Genomic DNA, 17967 nt, shown 5'->3' on the forward strand with positions numbered 1-17967 from the left:
TCATGAGCACCGACGCCATCAACCGCACCGGCAGCAGCGAGGCGGACTACCAGCTGCTGCTTGAACGCTTCACCCCGGTCTTTGACCGGATCGCCCAGGGCGCGCTTCAGCGCGAACAGCAGCGCATCCTGCCCTTCGAGCAGGTCCAGTGGCTGAAGGACGCGGGCTTCACCACCCTGCGCGTGCCGGCGCGCCATGGCGGGAACCCGGTCAGCCACGAGCACCTGTTCCGGCTGCTGATCGAACTGGCGGCGGCCGATTCCAACGTCGCCCACCTGCTGCGCAGCCACTTCTCCTTCGTGGAGACCATCGCCCTGCAGCCGGCCGATTTCCAGGAGCGCTGGTTCCCGCGCGTGCTGGCCGGGCAGATCTTCGGCAACGCCGCCACCGAGCGCGGCGGCAATGCGCTGGGCAGCACCAACACCCGGCTGGTTGCCACCGACGCCGGCTGGGTGCTGCGCGGGCAGAAGTACTACACCACCGGCTCGATCTTCGCCGACTGGATCGTGGTCATGGCCTCCACCGACGGGGTGGAGGGACGACAGTACGCGATCGTGGACCGGAACGCGCCGGGCGTCCAGATCCTCGATGACTGGGACGGGTTCGGCCAGCCGCTGACCGGCACCGGCACCGCGACCTTCACCGACGTGCCGGTGCCGGCCGAGAACATCATCGCCCGTAAGGTGGCCTCCACCCTGGAGCCGGCGTTCTTCCAGCTGTGCCTGCTCGCGGTGCTGGTGGGCATCGGCCAGGCCGCGCGCGACGAGGCCGCCGCGATCGTGGCCGCCCGCACCCGCACCTTCAACACCGGATCCGGCGGGCTGTTCCGTGACGATGCGCAGATCCAGGAACGCGTGGGCCGGCTGGCCGCCAACGTGTTCGCCGCCGAGGCGATCGTCGTGAACGCCGCCCGGGACCTGGATGCCGCACTGGATGCGGACCTGGGCCTGGATCCCGAGGCCGCCTACCTGCGCGCCGAGCTGGCCGTGCAGCAGGCCCACGTGACCACCCCGCAGCTGGTGCTCGACGCCACCGGCGCGCTGTTCGACGTCACCGGCGCCTCGGCGGTCTCCACCACCAAATCGCTGGACCGCTTCTGGCGCAACGCGCGCACCGTGGCCACCCACAACCCGGTCGCGTTCAAGGCCCGCGCGGTGGGCGACTACTTCATCAACGGAACCATCCCCACTGGACTGAACTCCATTGGCGAGGCGGCGGGAGGAAAGTAAATGGGCACCTTCGAGACCAGGCCGCGATTCATCCTCTCGGCCTTCCTGATGAACACCTCCAGCCACATCCTGGGCGGCATGTGGCGTCACCCGCAGGCCCAGCAGCATCGCTTCCACGAGCTGGCGCCCTGGGTGGACCTGGCGAAGAAGCTGGAAGACGCCAAGTTCGACAACTTGTTCTTCGCCGACGTGGTGGGCCTCTACGGCGACCACGAAGGCGGCTGGGCCTCCCACGTGCGCAAGGGCATGCAGGTGCCCAGCCACGACCCGATGGTTCTGCTCTCCGCGCTGGCCGCTACCACCAAGGATATTGGCCTGGCGATGACCAGCTCGGTCATCCAATCCCACCCATTCCAGTTTGCGCGGCAGATCTCCACCTTGGATCACCTGTCGCAGGGCCGCGTGGCGTGGAACATCGTCACCAGCGTGCTGGAGAACTCGCACCGCAATTTCGGCGGTGCGAGCCTGGTCGCGCACGATGACCGCTACGCCTGGGCCGAGGAATATGTGGAAGCGGCCTACAAGCTGTGGGAAGGGTCCTGGGAGGACGACGCGCTGCTGGCCGACAAGGAGTCGGGCATCTACGCCGACCCTGCACGGGTCAACAAGATCAACCATCGTGGCGAGCTGTACTCCATCGATGGTCCGCATCTGGCTCTGCCCAGCGCACAGCGCACCCCGTTCCTATTCCAGGCAGGCTCCTCGCCACGCGGTTCCCAATTCGCCGCGACGCATGCGGAGGCGACGTTCCTGTTCGCCCCGCACCCGCAGTATGTGGCGAAGAAGAATGCGCAGTTGACCAGCAACCTGCAGGCCGCTGGCCGCACCCGCGAAGACATCAAGGTCTTCGCCGGACTGTCCTTCGTGGTCGGTTCCACGGAAGCTGAAGCCAAGGCCCTTGAAGCTGAATACGACCAGTACCTGGATCCGCACGCCATCATCGCCCACATCGGCGGAGGCATCGGAGTGGATCTGGGTGGACTGGATCTGGATACCCCGCTGGGGGATGTGAAGACCGAAGGCGCCCAAGGCGTGCTGGAAGCGGCGCTTGCCTCGACCCCGGGACGCAACCCAACCCTTCGCGACCTGGCGCACTACCGCGCCAAGGCGCAGCAGATCGTCGGCACTCCGGAACAGATCGTTGATGAGCTGGAACAATGGCAGGACGCGGGTATTGATGGGTTGAACATCATGAACCACGTACTGCCCGGATCCTATGACAACTTCATCGAAGGCGTCCTTCCGGAGCTGCGTCGCCGCGGCCTGGCTCAAACCGGGTACACGCCGGGGAGCCTGCGGCAGAAGGTGTTCGGCCGCGGGGACAAGCTTCCGGAAAATCATCCGGCTGCCCAATACCGCGGAGCGTTCACGCAGAACAGCGCAGTATCCACCCAGAAAGCAGCGCAGCTGCAGCACTGAATTCCGCAAGCTTGAAAGGCCAGTGGCATGGATGGGTCCGGGCCACTGGTCTTTCTTTGATGCCCGGAAGCTGAATCGCCGGCAACGCGGTATGGTGTCGTGCATGGACACCCATCACGTAAATGATCCAGAGACGATCCGCAGGCTGTTGAGCACACCGGGATGCTGGGCCGTTGTCGGCCTGACCAATAATCCCGTTCGCGTGGCTCCTTCCATCGCACGGTTCCTGCGCGACGAGCTGTCGATGAAGATTTTTCCTGTGTCATTGAGCAGGGAAACCGTGATGGGCGAACCGGGGTTCGCAAAGCTTGCTGATATCCCAGAACCCATCGATGTGGTGGATTGCTTCGTGAACTCCTCCAAGGCGGGGGACATCGTTGACCAGGCGATCGCCGTGGGCGCCAAAGCGGTGTGGCTGCAGCTCGGCGTGATCGACGAAGCCGCTGCCCAGCGGGCCAAGGACGCGGGATTGGACGTGGTGATGGATACCTGCCCTAAGATTGAGTACCCATTCCGATAGCGAGGAATTGATGGCAATATCAGCTGCTCAAGATGAACTGGAAAATGCGTGGGCGCAGCTGTGCCTGAGCATGCCGTGCGCTTATGCCGATTATCCTTTTGGCCCTGAGAGCACCGTATTCAAGGTGGCGGGCAGGGATCCTGGCAAAGGCAAGATGTTCGGGCTGATCATACACCTGAATGGTGAATTGGTGCTGAACCTGAAATGCGAGCCTGCCCTTGCTGACCAGCAACGCAGCGAGCATCCGCAGATCACCCCGGGCTATCACATGAACAAGAAGCACTGGAATTCCGTGCGTGCTGGACTCGACCCGAACCTGATGCGTGAACTCATCGAGGATTCCTATGATCTGGTGGTCGACGGCATGCCCCGGAGGGACAAAGAATACATCCGCCTGCAAGGCACAATTAACAAGGGGAGCATAGAATAGAGGCATGTACTTCATCGTTGTTAAATACCAGGTAAAGCCAGAATCAACCCCGACCTTCATGGATCAGGTCGCTGAATTCACCGCGGCTACCCGCGCCGAGGAAGGCAACATCTTCTTCGACTGGTCCGTGAGTGTCGAAGACCCCAACGAATTCGTGCTGGTCGAGGCCTTCCGTGATGACGAGGCCGCTGCGGCACATGTGAACTCGGCGCACTTCGCTGCAGGTCTTGAATCCATGCGGCCACACTTAGTCTCCACCCCGAAGATCGTCTCCCGCAAGGTGGATGGCGAGGGCTGGGATTCCATGGGCGAATTGGTCATCGATTAATTTACCGGGATAAAGGCAAAGGGAAGAACCTCAGCGGTACTTCCCTTTGCCTTTGCCTGTGGACCTTAGCGGCCGGCCTTGTTGCCGAAGCGGCGTACCAGAATCAAGGCGATGCCGGCCAGGACAACTACACCGGCGATGATGCCGATCCAGCTGGCGTTGAAGCCGGTGTCGGCCAGATCATCGGTGTTTTGATCCGGGGAGTCCTTCTTTGGCTCGTCAGAAGCATCTGGGGATTCGCTTGCATCCCCAGTTGGCTCTGGCGAACTGGTTGGCTCTCCGGTGGGCTCGTCGGTCGCATCTTCAGATGGTTCCGGCGAAACGGTTGGCTCGGTTGGATCCTCGGTCGGGTCATCCGAAGGAACCGGCGACTGAGTTGGCTCTTCCTCTTCGAGCAGGACCGCGCGGCCCAGGGGAGCCGGCTCGACGACGTCGTGCGCCTTGAAGTAGTTCACGGTGGCGTCCAAATCGATCTGGCCGGAGTCGGCGTGATCGGTGCCGTCTGCGAAGGCGATGAAGTTATCGCCACCGGTCGCCAGGAAGGCGTTGGCCGCGACCCGGAAGGTTGCTTCCTCGTCCAGCGGCTCGCCGTTGAAGGTGATGTCCTTGATGTGCTCGCCCTGGGCGGCTTCCTCAACGTAGGTGTAGGACAGTCCCTCGGAAATGCCCAGATGCAGCTTGGAGCGCTCCGAGCCAGCCGGCTGCCACTGCTGCTCCAGCGCCTCGCGGATCTGCGCTCCGGTGAGGTTGAAGGTGATCAGGGTGTTGGCGAATGGCTGGACTTCGGCCGCGTCCTTGTAGGACACGGTGCCGTCTTCGCCGTAGAGCAGGTCGGCACGCAGGCCGCCCGGGTTCATGAACGCGATCTCGGCTGGTTCGCCGGCAAAGTCGTCGTTCGAGGTGGCCCACAGGTGGATGTCGGCTACGGTGTTGCCCAGGGTGGATTCGACTCCACGGTCTGAGCCTGGTTCTTCGCCGCCGCGCAGGATGTCTTCGGAAATGGCGCCGATCTTCACGCTGCCGACCACTTCGGCTTCGGCTTCAGCGTTGCTGACGATCTCTGCAACCTAGGCATTGGCCTCGAAGTTGCCCGCCCATTCGCCGTCGGCGCCCTCGGTGGCCAAGGCGATTCGTTCGGTGTCGGCTTCGGTGACTTCGCCGGTTTCGGGATCCACCTGCAGGGAAACCTTGCCCAAGGTGGTGCCGTACTGGTGGGACTGGATCACTGGGCGGTCCGCGATGTCGCAATCGTAGGACTGGTGGGTGTGGCCCGAGAAGATCGCGTCAATCTCATCGCTGGCTTCGCGGATGAGCTTGCCATAGGTGCTGTCTTCGGCAGCAATATCAGCGCACTTGTCGCCAGCGGAACCATTATGGGTCAGCAGCACCACCACATCGGCCTCGCCATTCGCTTCATCGCCGTCGGAGAGCTGGGCTGCTACCCGGTTCGCTGCTTCCAGTTCGCTGCCGAAATCCAGATCGGCAATGCCGGCTGGGGAAACCAGCGAGGGCATGTCCTCGGTAACGGTGCCGATGAAGCCCACGGAAACGCCGGAGACTTCACGGATCGCATATTCCTGCAGGGCAGGAGTCTTGGTGCCCTTTTCATAGACATTGGCGCCCAATGCGAAGTCTGCACCGTTTTCACCGGTGGAATCAGCGTAGCTGTCGATGACGCGTCCAGCCAGATCAGCAAAGCCCTTGTCGAACTCGTGGTTGCCTACTGCCGAGACATCCAGGCCGCCGGCTCCGAGCGCCGCGATGGTTGGTTCATCATCCTGGGACGCGGAAGCGAAGGTCGAAGCGCCAATGTTGTCCCCAGCAGAGACGAACAGGGTGTTCTCGTTTTCTGCGCGCAGTTCATCAACGGCGCCGGCGAGCACCGCAGCACCTGCGGAGCTCCTGTCTGCGGAAATGCGACCGTGGAAGTCATTGATGCCGACTAGGTCCACGGTGACTGCTGCGGCATTCGCGGCTGCGGAAGAAGATGGGCTCTGCGTGGACGTAGCCTGGGCTGCTGCGGCACCGCCGGCCGCCAGCGAAATCGTCGCCAGCGAGGCGAGACCGAGTTTGCTTATCTGCCTGAATGCAGACATGGGTACTCCTAAATGTGACGAGTGTGACAAGGTATATGTCTATCGCATCTGAATGAACATGTCGATGCTTTAGCGTTAAATTTAGGTGCAGAAGTACAAGTTCTGGCGGTTATTCAACAGAAGCAACCTCCCAGCCATAGGCCGAGAGGTTGCTTCTGGAAATGGAAGTTTGCAGCTATTGCCGACGCTTTCGCGGAGGGTCTCCCGCGGTAACGGTGGAGGAGCCGACAATCGCTTTCAGCAGCAGCATCGCTGCTCCAATGAACATGAGGGTGGAGACGACCCAGCAGGCAGTGGCCGTATCGCGCTGCGCGGTGTTCAGGGCAAAAGAGAAGATGAATCCGCTGGAAACCAGCAGGAGGACTCCGGGAATTCGTGTCTTCATCATGCGCCTTTGCAGTGGAGGATTAGGCCAAACGATCGCAGAACATAATCGCTATCGTGTTGAATAACATCCATCTTGCCACAAATCCATCGACTTTACGATAGGCCTTAAGGTGGATATTACCTTGGGATATCCTGTGTCCGGCTATTGATGCAGGCAAAGCTGCTTGGCTGCTAGATGCAGGAATTCAGCAGTTTCCCGATCGCGGCGTGCTCTGCCTTGGTCATCCAAACTCCGTATTTGGCTTTTACCTGGGTCTGCCGCGAGACATAGTCGCAGCGGAAACTCTTGTTCGGCGGCAGCCACGATGCGGCGTCCTTGTCGCCCTTAGCGGCATTAGTCGGCCCATCGGAAGCCAGCAGGTTCAACGGGTCGTTGGCAAATTCCAGTCGGGTGTCGGCATCCCAGCCCTGCGCTCCCTTTTGCCAGGAATCGGACAACGCGACAACATGGTCGATCTGCACCGCGGTGCTGGTGCCTTGGCCACGCTTGAATTCAATGGTCTTGCCCGTATAGGGATCATCGAACCGTCCCCTCAGGACAACGCAGGGTCGAGCGGCCGACTTATAGGTCACGTCCACCAAATCTCGCGACAGGATGTCGTTGCGCGCGTCGCATCCATTGCGGTCCGGATCTTTCCACCCCTTGCCGAACTTTGCTCTGTCGTAGCCGGTTTTCGGCGCGCGGCCCTTCACAGCAATTTCGTCGAGCAGTTCGAGGGATTCCGCATAGATCTCACGTTGCACTGCGGTGCTTGGGGCAGGTGCGCCTTGCGCATCAGGCAGGGGAGGGAACTCTGCGCTATCCAGTGAAGAGCACGAACTGAGTACAAGAGTGGATACGAGGGTGAAAAACGCTAAGGTGCGACGCAGCAAACGCATGCGGTGGTACTACTCCTAAAAGTGGCCGGTGCTTGAGCATGAAAATGCCTCTGACTTGAACTATAGGCAATGGGGCTGACGATTTAGCCGTGCCTGCTTCGTGTGGTGGCGTGACTTTGAATGCACAGGCATAAGAGACTGCTGCTATTCAAGCTCGGAAGAACTCAGCCCTGGGAAATCGTGCTCGAAATAGTCCAGGATCTCCTGGGCTGCGTAGTAATCCAGCAGGTGCGGGGCGCTGAGCGGGAAGACGGAGCCGCTTTGCACCGAAGGCAGCTGGGCTAATGATTCATCCGCGGTAAACTCCATGGCGGTTTTCTTGTTCGCCGCCAGCAGGAAGGTGGCATCGCCAGTGAGCGCCGCTGGCAGGTCTTGGTAGCTGACGAAACTGAAATCCTCCCTTGGCTGCGTGGACGTGTCGAACTGCTTTGGCGTTGAAACCATCGTGAAGCCGAGTCCGCTCAGCAGCTGCGCGTACGGCCCGGCGGCCTTGGCGATCGGAGAGGTGCCACGGGCAGCATAGGAAATGAGCGAGGCGGTGGTTCCGGAAGGGATTGACAGCTTCGCTCTCAGTGTTGAGATCCGTTCGGCAACGGCTGCGGTGTTCTGCTGTACCTTGTCTTCGGTGCCGGTGGCTTCCCCCAGCAGTTTTGAAAGTTCGTTCCAATCCTTATCCGCATAGTCCAAGACAATGGTTGGTGCAATCTTTCGCAGCGCACCAACCTTGCCTAATTCGGAGTCTGCGCCTGTCGCCGCCACAATGATGAGGTCAGGCTTCTGCTCAGTGATTTCTTCCAGATCGAACTTTCCAACTTCATAGAGCGGATCGACTTTGCGAGCCGAGGCAACATCAGCCCAGTGCTTGAAGAAGCCGTCGCGATCAGCGTCTGGTCCTTCCGGTGCCGTCGCGCTGGCAATGACCGGCGCGTCCAGGGCCAGCAGAGAGCCCGTAAGCCCTACCGAGGTCGAGACTATGCGTTCAGGTTTTGCCGGAATCCTGACGGTGTTCTGCATTGAATCCGTGAACGTGCGAGGCCAGTGCCCGACGTCAAATGCCGCTGTGCCCGTATCCCGCGCTGGCTCGGCAGGTGTCGTCGCGCACGAGCCAAGGGAGAAGGCTAATGCGCTGATGAACAAGGCAACTGCGATTCGTGACAAGCTGGGGCGCACTAAAGTTCTCCTGGGCCGATGGCCAAAAACTGGCCAGGCGGCATATGACGGCAATGTATTACTCGAAATCTCTTTCCGAACCCATTTTATGTTCCCCAGCCGCAGGCACGCCCCTTGGCGCAAGAACAAGCGGATCACGTTGACTGCGTAAACCGCTGCTTCTTGCGCAGGGGAGCCGCGGAAGAGCCATTGCCGATGCCGGCGCGCATGCAGCCTGGTCTTTAGCTGCGCAACCTCTCTTCACGGAGGGTCCAATATGAGGAGATATGGGTGGAACGCTTGTCGAGGTGCCAGTGCCGGGCAACTTGGCTGATCTCCTTGACCGCGGAACGCTCTGCATGAGCGATTAACCCAATCCGAAGATGAGGCAGCGGCAGGGAACGGAGCTCATCGGCCAGCAATGTGCTGCGTCCCGCCGAAATGCCATCGCGCGGCAACCAGCGTAAATCAACTCCAGGAGGATGTTTCACGTCAAACATTGCGTTCTGATCCGCAACCTCGAGCAGCGCTATGCCGTGCGCATCGGCGGGCAATGCTTCCAGAGCCTTGCAGATCGCCGGGATGCCGGCTTCATCCGCTGCCAGCAAATAATAGTCGGCGTTCAGCGACAGCGAGGACTTGCTGCGCGATGGCGAAATGACCAGCGGAGCTCCGGGCTGCACCGTTCCAGCCCAATGGCCAACGGTGCCCGGCTCGCCATGAACAACGAAGTCGATAGCGATTTCCGGGACCAGCGCGTCGATCCATCGGATCGTGTACGACTTGGAACGTGGAACATGTTCGCGGGGCAGGTGTTGTCGCAAGGCCCGCAAATCATAGGGAGGCTCGAGTCCAAGGGTAGGATCAGCGACAAAGACTTTGACATATTCGTCGATTGCTCCATTGGAACGGTAGCCATCCAGATCTGGGGCACCGGCGATGATGCGCACCATCTGGTCATTCAGCCGCTCTACCCGGGTGATTGTCAGAACGTGCTGATCAACCTTTTTCCTTGGCGGTTCTTGATATCCCAGGGCAGGGGTGTGCCTGGCGAGGGGCTCCTCATAGGTTTCTGCGTAGCTGCGCGTTTCCGAAGGGACTGCGGGTGGCGGAGCAAGAGGGGCGGGCGAGGCCTGCGCCGGCGGGTGGTGGTAGTGCTTGAAAGAAGTGCGCAGCGTCTTATCCAGGACTTTGCGTGCAGCGGCGAGCGCTGCGGCGGCACCGGCACGTTCGGCAGCTGCCAGCAGTTCGTCGGTTTGCTGCTCGTTGAGCACCGAGTTGTCGCCAATATTCCGGTATAACTGCTCCTTGGCCACCGCGTATCCGGCCTTCGCTCCAGCCTTTTCTGCCTGGGCCAGGACTTCCAGGGTGAACCCTTCCCTAGGTGTCACCGTGTATTGCGGACCGTAGCTCTTGTACTTGTGATGCTTAGACATGGTGTGCCCCTAACCCGGCCGGTGTGAGCACCCGCCTGTATGCCTGAGTATGGGGGATATCGGGCATGGAAAACAAGTCATTTTAATCTGCAGAACGCCAAGCTCTATGCGCCTGGCGCCTTGGACATTTCTACCGCGGATTTCCGCGGATTATTCGATATTCGATTCATTCGACAATGAGCAGATCCGGTCACTAAAATTAGCCCCATGTCTGACACCTTGCCAGCGTGCCCTGAATGCTCCAGCGAATACACCTACGCAATGGATGCCCTGCTGGTCTGCCCAGAGTGCGCGCATGAATGGAATGCCGAGGCCGATCACACTGAAACCGCCGAAGCGGTGATCAAGGATGCTGTCGGCAATGTGCTGCAGGACGGCGATACCGTCAGCATCACCAAGACCATGAAGGTCAAGGGTGCGCAAAGCGCGTTGAAAGCCGGAACCAAGGTCCGCGGCATCCGATTGGTCCAGGGTTCAGGCGACCATGACATCGCCGCCAAGGTCGATGGCTTTGGGCAGATGGAATTGAAGTCTTCCATCGTCAAGAAGATCTAGTTTTCCAATCCGGAGTCCCATAAGGTCCCAGAATCCTCCGATGGAAAGCATCCCGAACTCAGACGCTCATGGCAGTTCCCACAAGTGGCATGCCCAGCGCTTCTGTCTGCCGCTGGGGAAGATCCGTGAAGTGTTGACGGAAGCGGCCCGCGGGAACAGGACTCGTGCTGGAAAGAAGGTTTCAGCAGCGAGGGGTTTGCCGTGGATTCAGCAAGCGTGGACGAAAAGCTCGACGCGATAATCATTGGGTGGGGCAAGGGCGGCAAGACCCTGGCCGGCACATTGGCCCGGGCAGGCCAGCGCGTGGCAATCATCGAGCAGTCTTCCCAGATGTACGGCGGCACCTGCATCAATATCGGTTGCGTCCCCACCAAGGCGCTGATCCATGATGCCGAAAACCGGGACGGCAGCGGATATGACCAGCAGATTTTCGACGCGGCGGTCGATCGCCGGGACAAGCTCACCGCCAAGATGCGCGCCAAGAACTTCTCCATGCTTGACGAGCTGGACTCGGTGCTGGTGGTCAACGGCACGGCTGCATTCACCGGGCCGAAGAGCATCAAGGTCAATGCCGGTTCAGAAGAGCTGGAACTGAGCGCAGAAACGATCATCATCAACACCGGCGCCCTCCCTGCAGTCCCGGAAATCGACGGCGCGCAGATCGGCGGGCGCGTGCATGACTCCACCACCATCCAGCACGCCCCGTTGCCCAAGACCCTGGCCGTGGTGGGCGGCGGATATGTCGGCATCGAGTTCGCGTCGATGTTTGCCCAGTTCGGATCAAGGGTCACGGTGCTGGATCGCGGAAGCCGTGCACTGTCCAAGGAAGATGCGGATGTGGCCGCCGAGGTCCAGGGGTGCTTGGAAGATGCGGGAGCCGAGATCATCAGCTCGGCCTCGGTGCGCTCAATCAGCCAGGACGAGCACGGTGCTACCGTCAGCTATGAACGCGAGGGCGAGGTGCATCGGTTGCAGTCCGATGCGGTGCTGATCGCGCTGGGGCGCGTGCCGAATACTGCCGGCCTGGGCTTGGAAGCCGCCGGGGTTCGCACGGGTTCCCGCGGGGAAATCGAGGTGGACGAGTTCCTGGCCACCAGCGCTCCGGGCATCTATGCCGTGGGTGATGCCAATGGCGGTCCGCAGTTCACCTATATCTCGCTTGATGACCATCGGGTGCTGGCCAACCGGCTGCTGGGCGACGGATCGCGCAGCACCAAGGACCGGGTGGCCGTTCCGTACACCATCTTCACCACCCCGCCACTGGCACGCGTCGGCTTGAGCGAAAAGCAGGCGGCGAAGCAAGGGCTGGACACCAGGATCGCAGTGAAGAAGGTTGCGGAGATTGCGGCAATGCCGCGCCCCAAGATCGTGGGTGATCCGCGGGGAATCATCAAGTTCGTCGTCGATGCGCGCAGCGATGGGATCCTCGGCGCGGCGCTGATGCACGTGGACTCCCAGGAGGTCATCAACTTGGTGGCACTGGCCATGCGGCAGCGCATAGGCGCTGCCGAACTGCGCGACCAGATCTTCACCCACCCCTCGTCCACCGAGGCGCTGAACGAGGTGCTCGGGCAGCTAGGCTGAGGCCTGGATTTGTGCGGAACTGATCAGCTCGGCGAGCTCGGCCAGCGGCTTGTTCGCACCGAAGGCAGGCTGGCCAGGCTGCAGGCGCAAGCCTTCGTCCAGGGAACCGATGGGCAGCGGGTCGAAGCCGAACCCGTCAACAATCCGTGCCACCTGCTCAACGTCTTCGGGCAGATCCCCGGCCACCGCGATGGCCTTGCGGCTCTCGGCGCCGGACGGACGGGCCTCGTCCTCCAGATCGTGGTAGCCCATGTGGTTGAAGGCCTTGACGATCCGCGAGGCTGGCAGGAAGTCCTGGACCAGGGTGCTGGTGGACACCGCAGGATCGTTCAGATCCTCGCGGATGCCGTCGGTTTCCCACCAGTAGTTCATCGCATCGATCACCAGCTTGCCCTCGAGTGCGGCCGCCGGAATGTTCCGGTACTTGCCCAGCGGCAGCGCCAAGATGGCGATATCGGCATCCCGTGCGGCAGTTTCCGGATCCACGGCCACCGCTCCGGGAGTGAGGATCTCGATGGTCAGGGCAATGGGGCCGGGGTCGCCGGAGCCGGCGATGAGCACCTTGTAGCCGGCTTGCACCGCGCGGCGGGCAAGGACCGTGCCGATCTTCCCGGCACCGAGGATGCCGATGGTCTGCTGAGCCATTTTCTCTCCTTCAGGCATGTTCGCGAATCCGTTCCTAGCTCTGGGCGAGCATGTCGCGCACCAGCGGGATGACCTTCTCGCCGTAGAGCTCCACGGCACGCAGGCGGGCGCCGGCTTCCACCGCGCCGCCGGAGTAGATCAAATCGAAACGGCCGATATCCAGGGACTTGATGGTCTTGGCGATCTTGCGCGCCACGGTTTCCGGCGAGCCGACATACAGCGAGCCTTCGCTGATCTCATGCTCGAATTCGCCGCGGCTCATCGGGCTCCAGCCACGGCTGGAACCGATGCGGTCGCGCTGCTCCTTGTAGGCGTCGAACATGTGCTCGCGGGCCAGCTCGTCGGTTTCCGCCACGAAGCCGGGGGAGTGCAGGCCCACCGGCAGGGTTGCGTGGCCGAACTGGTCATTGGCCCGGCGGTACAGATCGATGTAGGGTGCGAAGCGCTCGGGCGAGCCGCCGATGACCGCGAGCATCATGCGGAATCCGTAGTGCGCGGTGCGGATGACCGACTGCGGGGAGCCGCCTACGCCCACCCAGGTGTTCAAGCGGCCTGACTCGGTCTTCGGGAAGACGTCCATGTCCACCAGCGCCGCACGCTTGGTGCCCTGCCAGGTGACCGGCTTCTCGTCGAGCAGCTTGTGGAACAGGTCGATCTTCTCGTCGAAGAGCAGTTCGTAGTCGGCCATGTCGTAGCCGAACAGCGGGAAGGATTCGGTGAACGAGCCGCGGCCCAGCATGACCTCGGCGCGGCCGTTGGACAGCGCATCCACGGTAGCGAAGCGCTGGAAGACGCGGACCGGATCATCTGAGGACAGCACGGTCACGCCGGATCCGAGGCGGATCCGCTCGGTCGCCGTGGCAATGCCGGCCAGTACCGTTTCGGGGCTGGAGATGGCGTACTCCGGACGATGGTGCTCGCCGACGGCGATCACGTCGACGCCTGCCTGGTCGGCCGCGATGGCCTCCTGGACGGTGGCGCGGATCCCCTGCGCGTGGGTTGCCAGCTTGCCCGTCTTGTCGCTGGGCACATCGCCGAAGGTGTCAAGGCCGAATTCGATAGTCTCACTGGCGGTCATTGCGTGTTCCCCGTTTCAAATACTTGGTTGATGCATCAATTATCACTCAATGTCGTTGACGTGTCAACCACTTTAATTCGGCCTTCTTGAGCTGATTCATTGGGGGCTGCAAAGGAGCCAAACTGCAACGGATTCGTGCTGGATTGGGTTCACCGCGCATGGCTACGGTAGGAAAACCATTCGTTCGAGTCTGGCGAGGAGGAATCACCATGCGAATTCAACGAACCTCCCCAGCACCACTCGCGCTCGTTCTTGCGGTGCTCATGCTCGCTGCCGGCTGCAGCCAAGGCCCCGGTGGCGAGACGGCCGAAAGCCCTGCACCGCCAACCAGCGCGAGTACGGAAACATCGGCATCGCCAACTAGCCCTGCCGCATCGACACCGGCGCAGAGCACGGAGCCGGCGGCAAGCATCGCGGAGCCAACTACAGCGGCCCTGACGCTGTTCTATGTTGCCGTGGGCGATGAAGGGAAAGCAGGGCCGGAGATCGGCTGCGGCGACTCGCTGGTCGCGACCGAAACGGGGCCAGAGGAATTCACCAACCAAATTGAGGCCTCGATTGACGCGCTGCTCGATGATGAGGAGGAAATACTCGGAGAATCCGGGCTGCGCAACGCGTTGGCCGGCTCCGATCTCGACTACGTTTCATCGGCAGTGGATGGCGATGTGGTGACCGTCGAATTGAGCGGAACCGTGAGCTCCGGCGGCACCTGCGATGATCCGCGCATCATCGGGCAGCTCGAATACACCGCGATGATCGCGGCCGGTACCGGCGAGGCCCGGATCCTTGTTGACGGAAAAGAGCTCGAAGAAGTGCTCAGCGCCAAATAACCAGCCTAGGCAAAACGGAGGCCCTCCTCAATGAGGAGGGCCGCCGTTGAAAGGTTGGCTGGAGCCTAGCCGAAGTACTTCTTCATGGTGCCTTCGGATGCTTCGCGCAGCTCGTCCACCGATACGGTGAACTCGCCCTGGATTTCCAGGGCGCCGGACTGCGCATCGACAATGCCGAGGCGGGCCACGGTGACGCCGCGGGCGCTGGTCATGTCGTTGAAGCGGACCTCTTCGCTGCGTGGAACCGCAACCAGGGCGCGGGCCTGGGACTCGGAGAACAGGGCGGTGAAGGAATCAAGCCCGTCACGCTGCTTGATCTCGTCCAGGGCCACGCGGGCGCCGACGCCGTAGCGCAGGACCATCTCGGACAGCGCGGCAACCAGGCCGCCCTCGGACAGGTCGTGCGCCGCGTCGATCATGCCGTCGCGGCTGGCATTGATCAGGATCTCGCCCAGTTCCTTCTCGGCTGCCAAATCGACCTTCGGCGGCAGGCCGCCGAGGTGGCCGCGCAGGTTCGCGAACTCCGAGCCGTCCAGCTCATCGGCGGTGGTACCGATCAGGTAGATGGCCTGGCCGTCGGCCTCTTCGCGCCAGCCCGACGGGGTGCGGCGGGCGACGTCATCCAGCTTGCCCAGGGTCGCAACCACCGGGGTCGGGTGGATGGCCTTGTCGCCGGTCTGGTTGTACAGCGAGACGTTGCCGCCGGTGACCGGGACGCCCAGCTCCATGCAGGCGTCCGACAGGCCGCGGATGCCCTCGGCCAGCTGCCACATGACATCCGGGTCCTCGGGGGAGCCGTAGTTCAGGCAGTCGGAGACGGCAGCAGGAACGGCGCCGGAAGTGGCGACGTTGCGGTAGGACTCGGCCAGAGCCAGCTGCGCGCCGGCGTACGGATCCAGGTAGGTGTAGCGGCCGTTGGCATCGGTGGCGATGGCCACGCCGAGGCCGGTGGACTCGTCGATGCGGACCACTCCGGCATCATCCGGGGCGGCCAGCGCGGTGTTGCCGCCGACGTAGCGGTCGTACTGGCTGGTGATCCAGGACTTGTCGCACAGGTTCGGGCTGGCGATCAGCTCCAGGGTGGCGGCCTTCAGCTCCTCGCCGGTGGCCGGCAGGTTGGCGCCGGCGGCCGAGGACTTGAAGGTGTCTGCCTGCAGCGCGTCCTGCCAATGGGGGCGGGCGTACGGGCGGTCGTAGACCGGGCCGTCGTGGGCGACGGTCTTCGGATCCACGTCGACGATGACCTCGCCGTTCCAGGTGATGATCAGCCGGTCGGTGTCGGTCACCTCGCCCAGCCAGGAGTACTCCACGTTCCACTTGGCCATGACCGCCTCGAATGCCTCGACGTTCTCGGGGGTCACCACGGCCATCATGCGTTCCTGCGACTCCGACATCAGGATCTCGCCCGGGGTCAGGGTGGAGTCGCGCAGCAGCACGTTGGTCAGCTCGACCTGCATGCCGCCCTCGCCGTTGGAGGCAAGCTCGCTGGTGGCGCAGGAGATGCCCGCGGCGCCCAGGTCCTGGATGCCCTCGACCAGCGAGGCCTTGAACAGCTCCAGGCAGCACTCGATGAGCACCTTCTCGGCGAACGGGTCGCCGACCTGCACGGCCGGCCGCTTGGATGGCTTGGTGTCGTCGAAGGACTCGGAGGCCAGCACCGAGGCGCCGCCGATGCCGTCGCCGCCGGTGCGCGCACCGAAGAGCACCACCTTGTTGCCCACGCCCGAGGCGTTGGCCAGGCGCAGGTCCTCGTGGCGCAGCGCGCCGACTGCCAGCGCGTTGACCAGCGGGTTGCCCTGGTAGATCGGGTCGAACACGGTTTCGCCGCCGATGTTCGGCAGGCCCAGCGAGTTGCCGTAGCCGCCGATGCCGGAGACCACGCCGTGCACCACGCGCTGCGAATCCTCGTGGTCGATCGCGCCGAAGCGCAGCGGATCCATCACGGCGATCGGGCGGGCGCCCATGGAGATGATGTCGCGCACGATGCCGCCGATGCCGGTGGCAGCCCCCTGGTAGGGCTCCACGTAGGACGGGGAGTTGTGCGATTCGATCTTGAAGGTCACGGCCCAGCCGTCGCCCAGGTCGGTGACACCGGCGTTTTCGCCCATGCCGACCATCAGGTCCTTCTTCATCTCCTCGGTGACCTTCTGCCCGAACTGGCGCAGGTGGTTCTTGGTGGACTTGTAGGAGCAGTGCTCGGACCACATGACCGAGTACATGGCCAATTCAGCGGCGGTCGGACGGCGGCCGAGGATCTTGACGATCTCGGCGAACTCGTTGTCCTTCAGGCCCAGCTCTGCCCAGGGCAGTTCCACGTCCGGGGTGCCCGCTGCGTTATCGACGGTGTCGATATTGAATTCCTTAGTGGCTTCCTGGCTCACTTTTTGCCTCCAACAAGGTGGGTCAGAACACTGGTGAAGAATGCCAGGCCGTCGGTGCCGCGGTGATCCGGGCCGAAGCCGGCTTCGATGGCATGCTCCGGGTGCGGCATCAGGCCGACAACGTTGCCCGCCTTGTTGCTCACGCCGGCGATCGAGCGGCGCGAGCCGTTCGGGTTCCAGCCCACGTAGGAGAACGCGATCCGGTTCTCGGCTTCGAGCTCGTCCAGCACCTTCTCGTCAGCGACGTACTGGCCGTCCTGGTTCTTCAGCACGATGGTGATCTCCTGGCCGGCTTCGAACCCGTTGGTCCACGCGGTCTGGTTGTTCTCCACGCGCAGCAGCTGGTCGCGGCAGATGAACTTCAGGTGATCGTTCTTGATCATCGAACCGGGCAGCAGGTGCGACTCGGTGAGGATCTGGAAACCGTTGCAGATGCCCAGCACGGGCAGCTTGGCATCGGAGTTCGCGGCATCGGCGATCTTCGCCATCATCGGTGCGAAGCGGGAGATCGCGCCGGCACGCAGGTAGTCGCCGTAGGAGAAGCCGCCGGGGATCACCACGGCGTCGACGTCCTGCAGGTCGGTGTCGGCGTGCCACAGGGACACGGCCTCGGCACCGGCGGCGCGCACTGCGCGCGCGGCGTCGCGGTCATCGAGGGTGCCCGGGAAGGTCACCACGCCGATGCGCGCTCCGGAAATTTCGGTGCTTGGCGTTGAATAGTCGCCAATCAGGGGAAGTTCGGCGCTCATTAGTCTTCGACTACCTCGACGTTGACGACATCTTCGATCACCGGGTTGGACAGCAGGGTTTCTGCTGCCTCGCGAGCCTGTGCGAGGATTTCTTCGGTCACCTCGCCGTCCACTGACAGTTCAAAGCGCTTGCCCTGGCGGACAGCTTCGAAGGAGGTGAAGCCTAGGCGGGGAAGCGCTCCCGCAATGGCCTTGCCCTGTGGGTCAAGGATTTCTGGCTTGAGCATGACATCTACAACGATGCGGGGCATCCGGCATATCTCCTGTTGGCG

Annotated in this window: 19 protein-coding genes; 8 read left to right on the plus strand and 11 right to left on the minus strand. The window is 62.4% G+C overall.

The genetic code is table 11. The features are described 5' to 3' along the window. Nucleotides 1-2 precede the first annotated feature (2 nt). From ACR9WD_RS01430 to ACR9WD_RS01450, 5 genes are all read left to right on the plus strand, one after another. Nucleotides 3-1229, plus strand: a complete 1227-nt coding sequence (locus tag ACR9WD_RS01430) for an acyl-CoA dehydrogenase family protein (protein ID WP_434922552.1) — start codon at nt 3-5, stop codon at nt 1227-1229. Next, nucleotides 1230-2648, plus strand: coding sequence for an NtaA/DmoA family FMN-dependent monooxygenase (locus ACR9WD_RS01435; RefSeq protein ID WP_434922553.1), 1419 nt, complete (start codon nt 1230-1232; stop codon nt 2646-2648). Between the two features lie 103 nt (nt 2649-2751). After that, on the plus strand, nt 2752-3168 hold the full coding sequence (locus tag ACR9WD_RS01440; RefSeq protein ID WP_434922554.1) for a CoA-binding protein: 417 nt from the start codon (nt 2752-2754) through the stop codon (nt 3166-3168). Nucleotides 3169-3178: 10 nt separating this feature from the next. Continuing rightward, on the plus strand, nt 3179-3598 hold the full coding sequence (locus ACR9WD_RS01445) for an MmcQ/YjbR family DNA-binding protein (RefSeq protein WP_434922555.1): 420 nt from the start codon (nt 3179-3181) through the stop codon (nt 3596-3598). Between the two features lie 4 nt (nt 3599-3602). Then, a complete protein-coding gene (locus tag ACR9WD_RS01450) occupies nt 3603-3926 on the plus strand; it encodes a putative quinol monooxygenase (RefSeq protein ID WP_038991945.1) in 324 nt (107 codons plus the stop codon). Between the two features lie 65 nt (nt 3927-3991). On the opposite strand, the gene ACR9WD_RS01455 is transcribed toward ACR9WD_RS01450, so the two are convergent. From ACR9WD_RS01455 to ACR9WD_RS01480, 6 genes are all read right to left on the minus strand, one after another. After that, nucleotides 3992-4942: a 5'-nucleotidase C-terminal domain-containing protein gene (locus tag ACR9WD_RS01455; RefSeq protein ID WP_434922556.1), complete on the minus strand. Its 951-nt coding sequence runs from the start codon at nt 4940-4942 to the stop codon at nt 3992-3994. A 51-nt stretch (nt 4943-4993) separates the two neighbouring features. Beyond that, nucleotides 4994-6022: a bifunctional metallophosphatase/5'-nucleotidase gene (locus ACR9WD_RS01460; protein WP_434922557.1), complete on the minus strand. Its 1029-nt coding sequence runs from the start codon at nt 6020-6022 to the stop codon at nt 4994-4996. 175 nt (nt 6023-6197) lie between these two features. Next, nucleotides 6198-6410, minus strand: coding sequence for a hypothetical protein (locus tag ACR9WD_RS01465; RefSeq protein WP_038991944.1), 213 nt, complete (start codon nt 6408-6410; stop codon nt 6198-6200). Between the two features lie 170 nt (nt 6411-6580). Beyond that, nucleotides 6581-7288 (minus strand): HNH endonuclease family protein, encoded by a 708-nt coding sequence (locus ACR9WD_RS01470; protein WP_038991942.1) that lies wholly within the window; start codon nt 7286-7288, stop codon nt 6581-6583. Between the two features lie 144 nt (nt 7289-7432). Next, nucleotides 7433-8596, minus strand: coding sequence for a Fe2+-enterobactin ABC transporter substrate-binding protein (gene fepB, locus ACR9WD_RS01475; protein WP_434922558.1), 1164 nt, complete (start codon nt 8594-8596; stop codon nt 7433-7435). Nucleotides 8597-8679: 83 nt separating this feature from the next. Next, nucleotides 8680-9873 carry a siderophore-interacting protein gene (locus ACR9WD_RS01480; RefSeq protein ID WP_434922559.1) on the minus strand — a complete coding sequence of 398 codons (1194 nt, stop codon included), beginning with the start codon at nt 9871-9873 and terminating at the stop codon, nt 8680-8682. Between the two features lie 207 nt (nt 9874-10080). Between ACR9WD_RS01480 and ACR9WD_RS01485 the strand changes: the two genes are divergently transcribed. Then, complete coding sequence (locus ACR9WD_RS01485; protein WP_434922560.1) at nt 10081-10428, plus strand: zinc ribbon domain-containing protein YjdM; 348 nt, start codon at nt 10081-10083, stop codon at nt 10426-10428. A gap of 201 nt (nt 10429-10629) precedes the next feature. Continuing rightward, the gene (locus tag ACR9WD_RS01490) at nt 10630-12012 is read left to right on the plus strand and encodes an FAD-dependent oxidoreductase (protein ID WP_434922561.1); all 1383 of its coding nucleotides are present in this window, start codon (nt 10630-10632) and stop codon (nt 12010-12012) included. Here ACR9WD_RS01490 and ACR9WD_RS01495 read toward each other — a convergent pair. Together ACR9WD_RS01495 and ACR9WD_RS01500 are read right to left on the minus strand one after the other, a co-directional pair. After that, entirely contained in the window at nt 12004-12675 is a 672-nt protein-coding gene (locus tag ACR9WD_RS01495; protein ID WP_434922562.1) for an NADPH-dependent F420 reductase, read from the minus strand. The genes ACR9WD_RS01490 and ACR9WD_RS01495 overlap by 9 nt on opposite strands. A gap of 16 nt (nt 12676-12691) precedes the next feature. Next, nucleotides 12692-13735 (minus strand): LLM class flavin-dependent oxidoreductase, encoded by a 1044-nt coding sequence (locus tag ACR9WD_RS01500; protein WP_038991936.1) that lies wholly within the window; start codon nt 13733-13735, stop codon nt 12692-12694. Nucleotides 13736-13944: 209 nt separating this feature from the next. On the opposite strand from ACR9WD_RS01500, the gene ACR9WD_RS01505 reads away from it, so the two are divergent. Beyond that, a complete protein-coding gene (locus ACR9WD_RS01505) occupies nt 13945-14565 on the plus strand; it encodes a GerMN domain-containing protein (RefSeq protein WP_434922563.1) in 621 nt (206 codons plus the stop codon). A gap of 65 nt (nt 14566-14630) precedes the next feature. Here ACR9WD_RS01505 and purL read toward each other — a convergent pair whose 3' ends face one another. From purL to purS, 3 genes are read right to left on the minus strand one after another with little or no spacing between them, the layout of a single operon-like run. Further along, nucleotides 14631-16946, minus strand: coding sequence for a phosphoribosylformylglycinamidine synthase subunit PurL (gene purL, locus ACR9WD_RS01510; RefSeq protein ID WP_434922564.1), 2316 nt, complete (start codon nt 16944-16946; stop codon nt 14631-14633). Then, nucleotides 16943-17695 (minus strand): phosphoribosylformylglycinamidine synthase subunit PurQ, encoded by a 753-nt coding sequence (purQ, locus tag ACR9WD_RS01515; RefSeq protein WP_038991934.1) that lies wholly within the window; start codon nt 17693-17695, stop codon nt 16943-16945. The genes purL and purQ overlap by 4 nt, the downstream gene beginning before the upstream one ends. Beyond that, nucleotides 17695-17946 carry a phosphoribosylformylglycinamidine synthase subunit PurS gene (gene purS / locus ACR9WD_RS01520; protein WP_038991933.1) on the minus strand — a complete coding sequence of 84 codons (252 nt, stop codon included), beginning with the start codon at nt 17944-17946 and terminating at the stop codon, nt 17695-17697. Before purS ends, purQ begins: the two co-directional genes overlap by 1 nt. Nucleotides 17947-17967: the final 21 nt, after the last annotated feature.

This window comes from Glutamicibacter sp. PAEs-4 (assembly GCF_051161755.1).
GTDB lineage: Bacteria > Actinomycetota > Actinomycetes > Actinomycetales > Micrococcaceae > Glutamicibacter > Glutamicibacter nicotianae.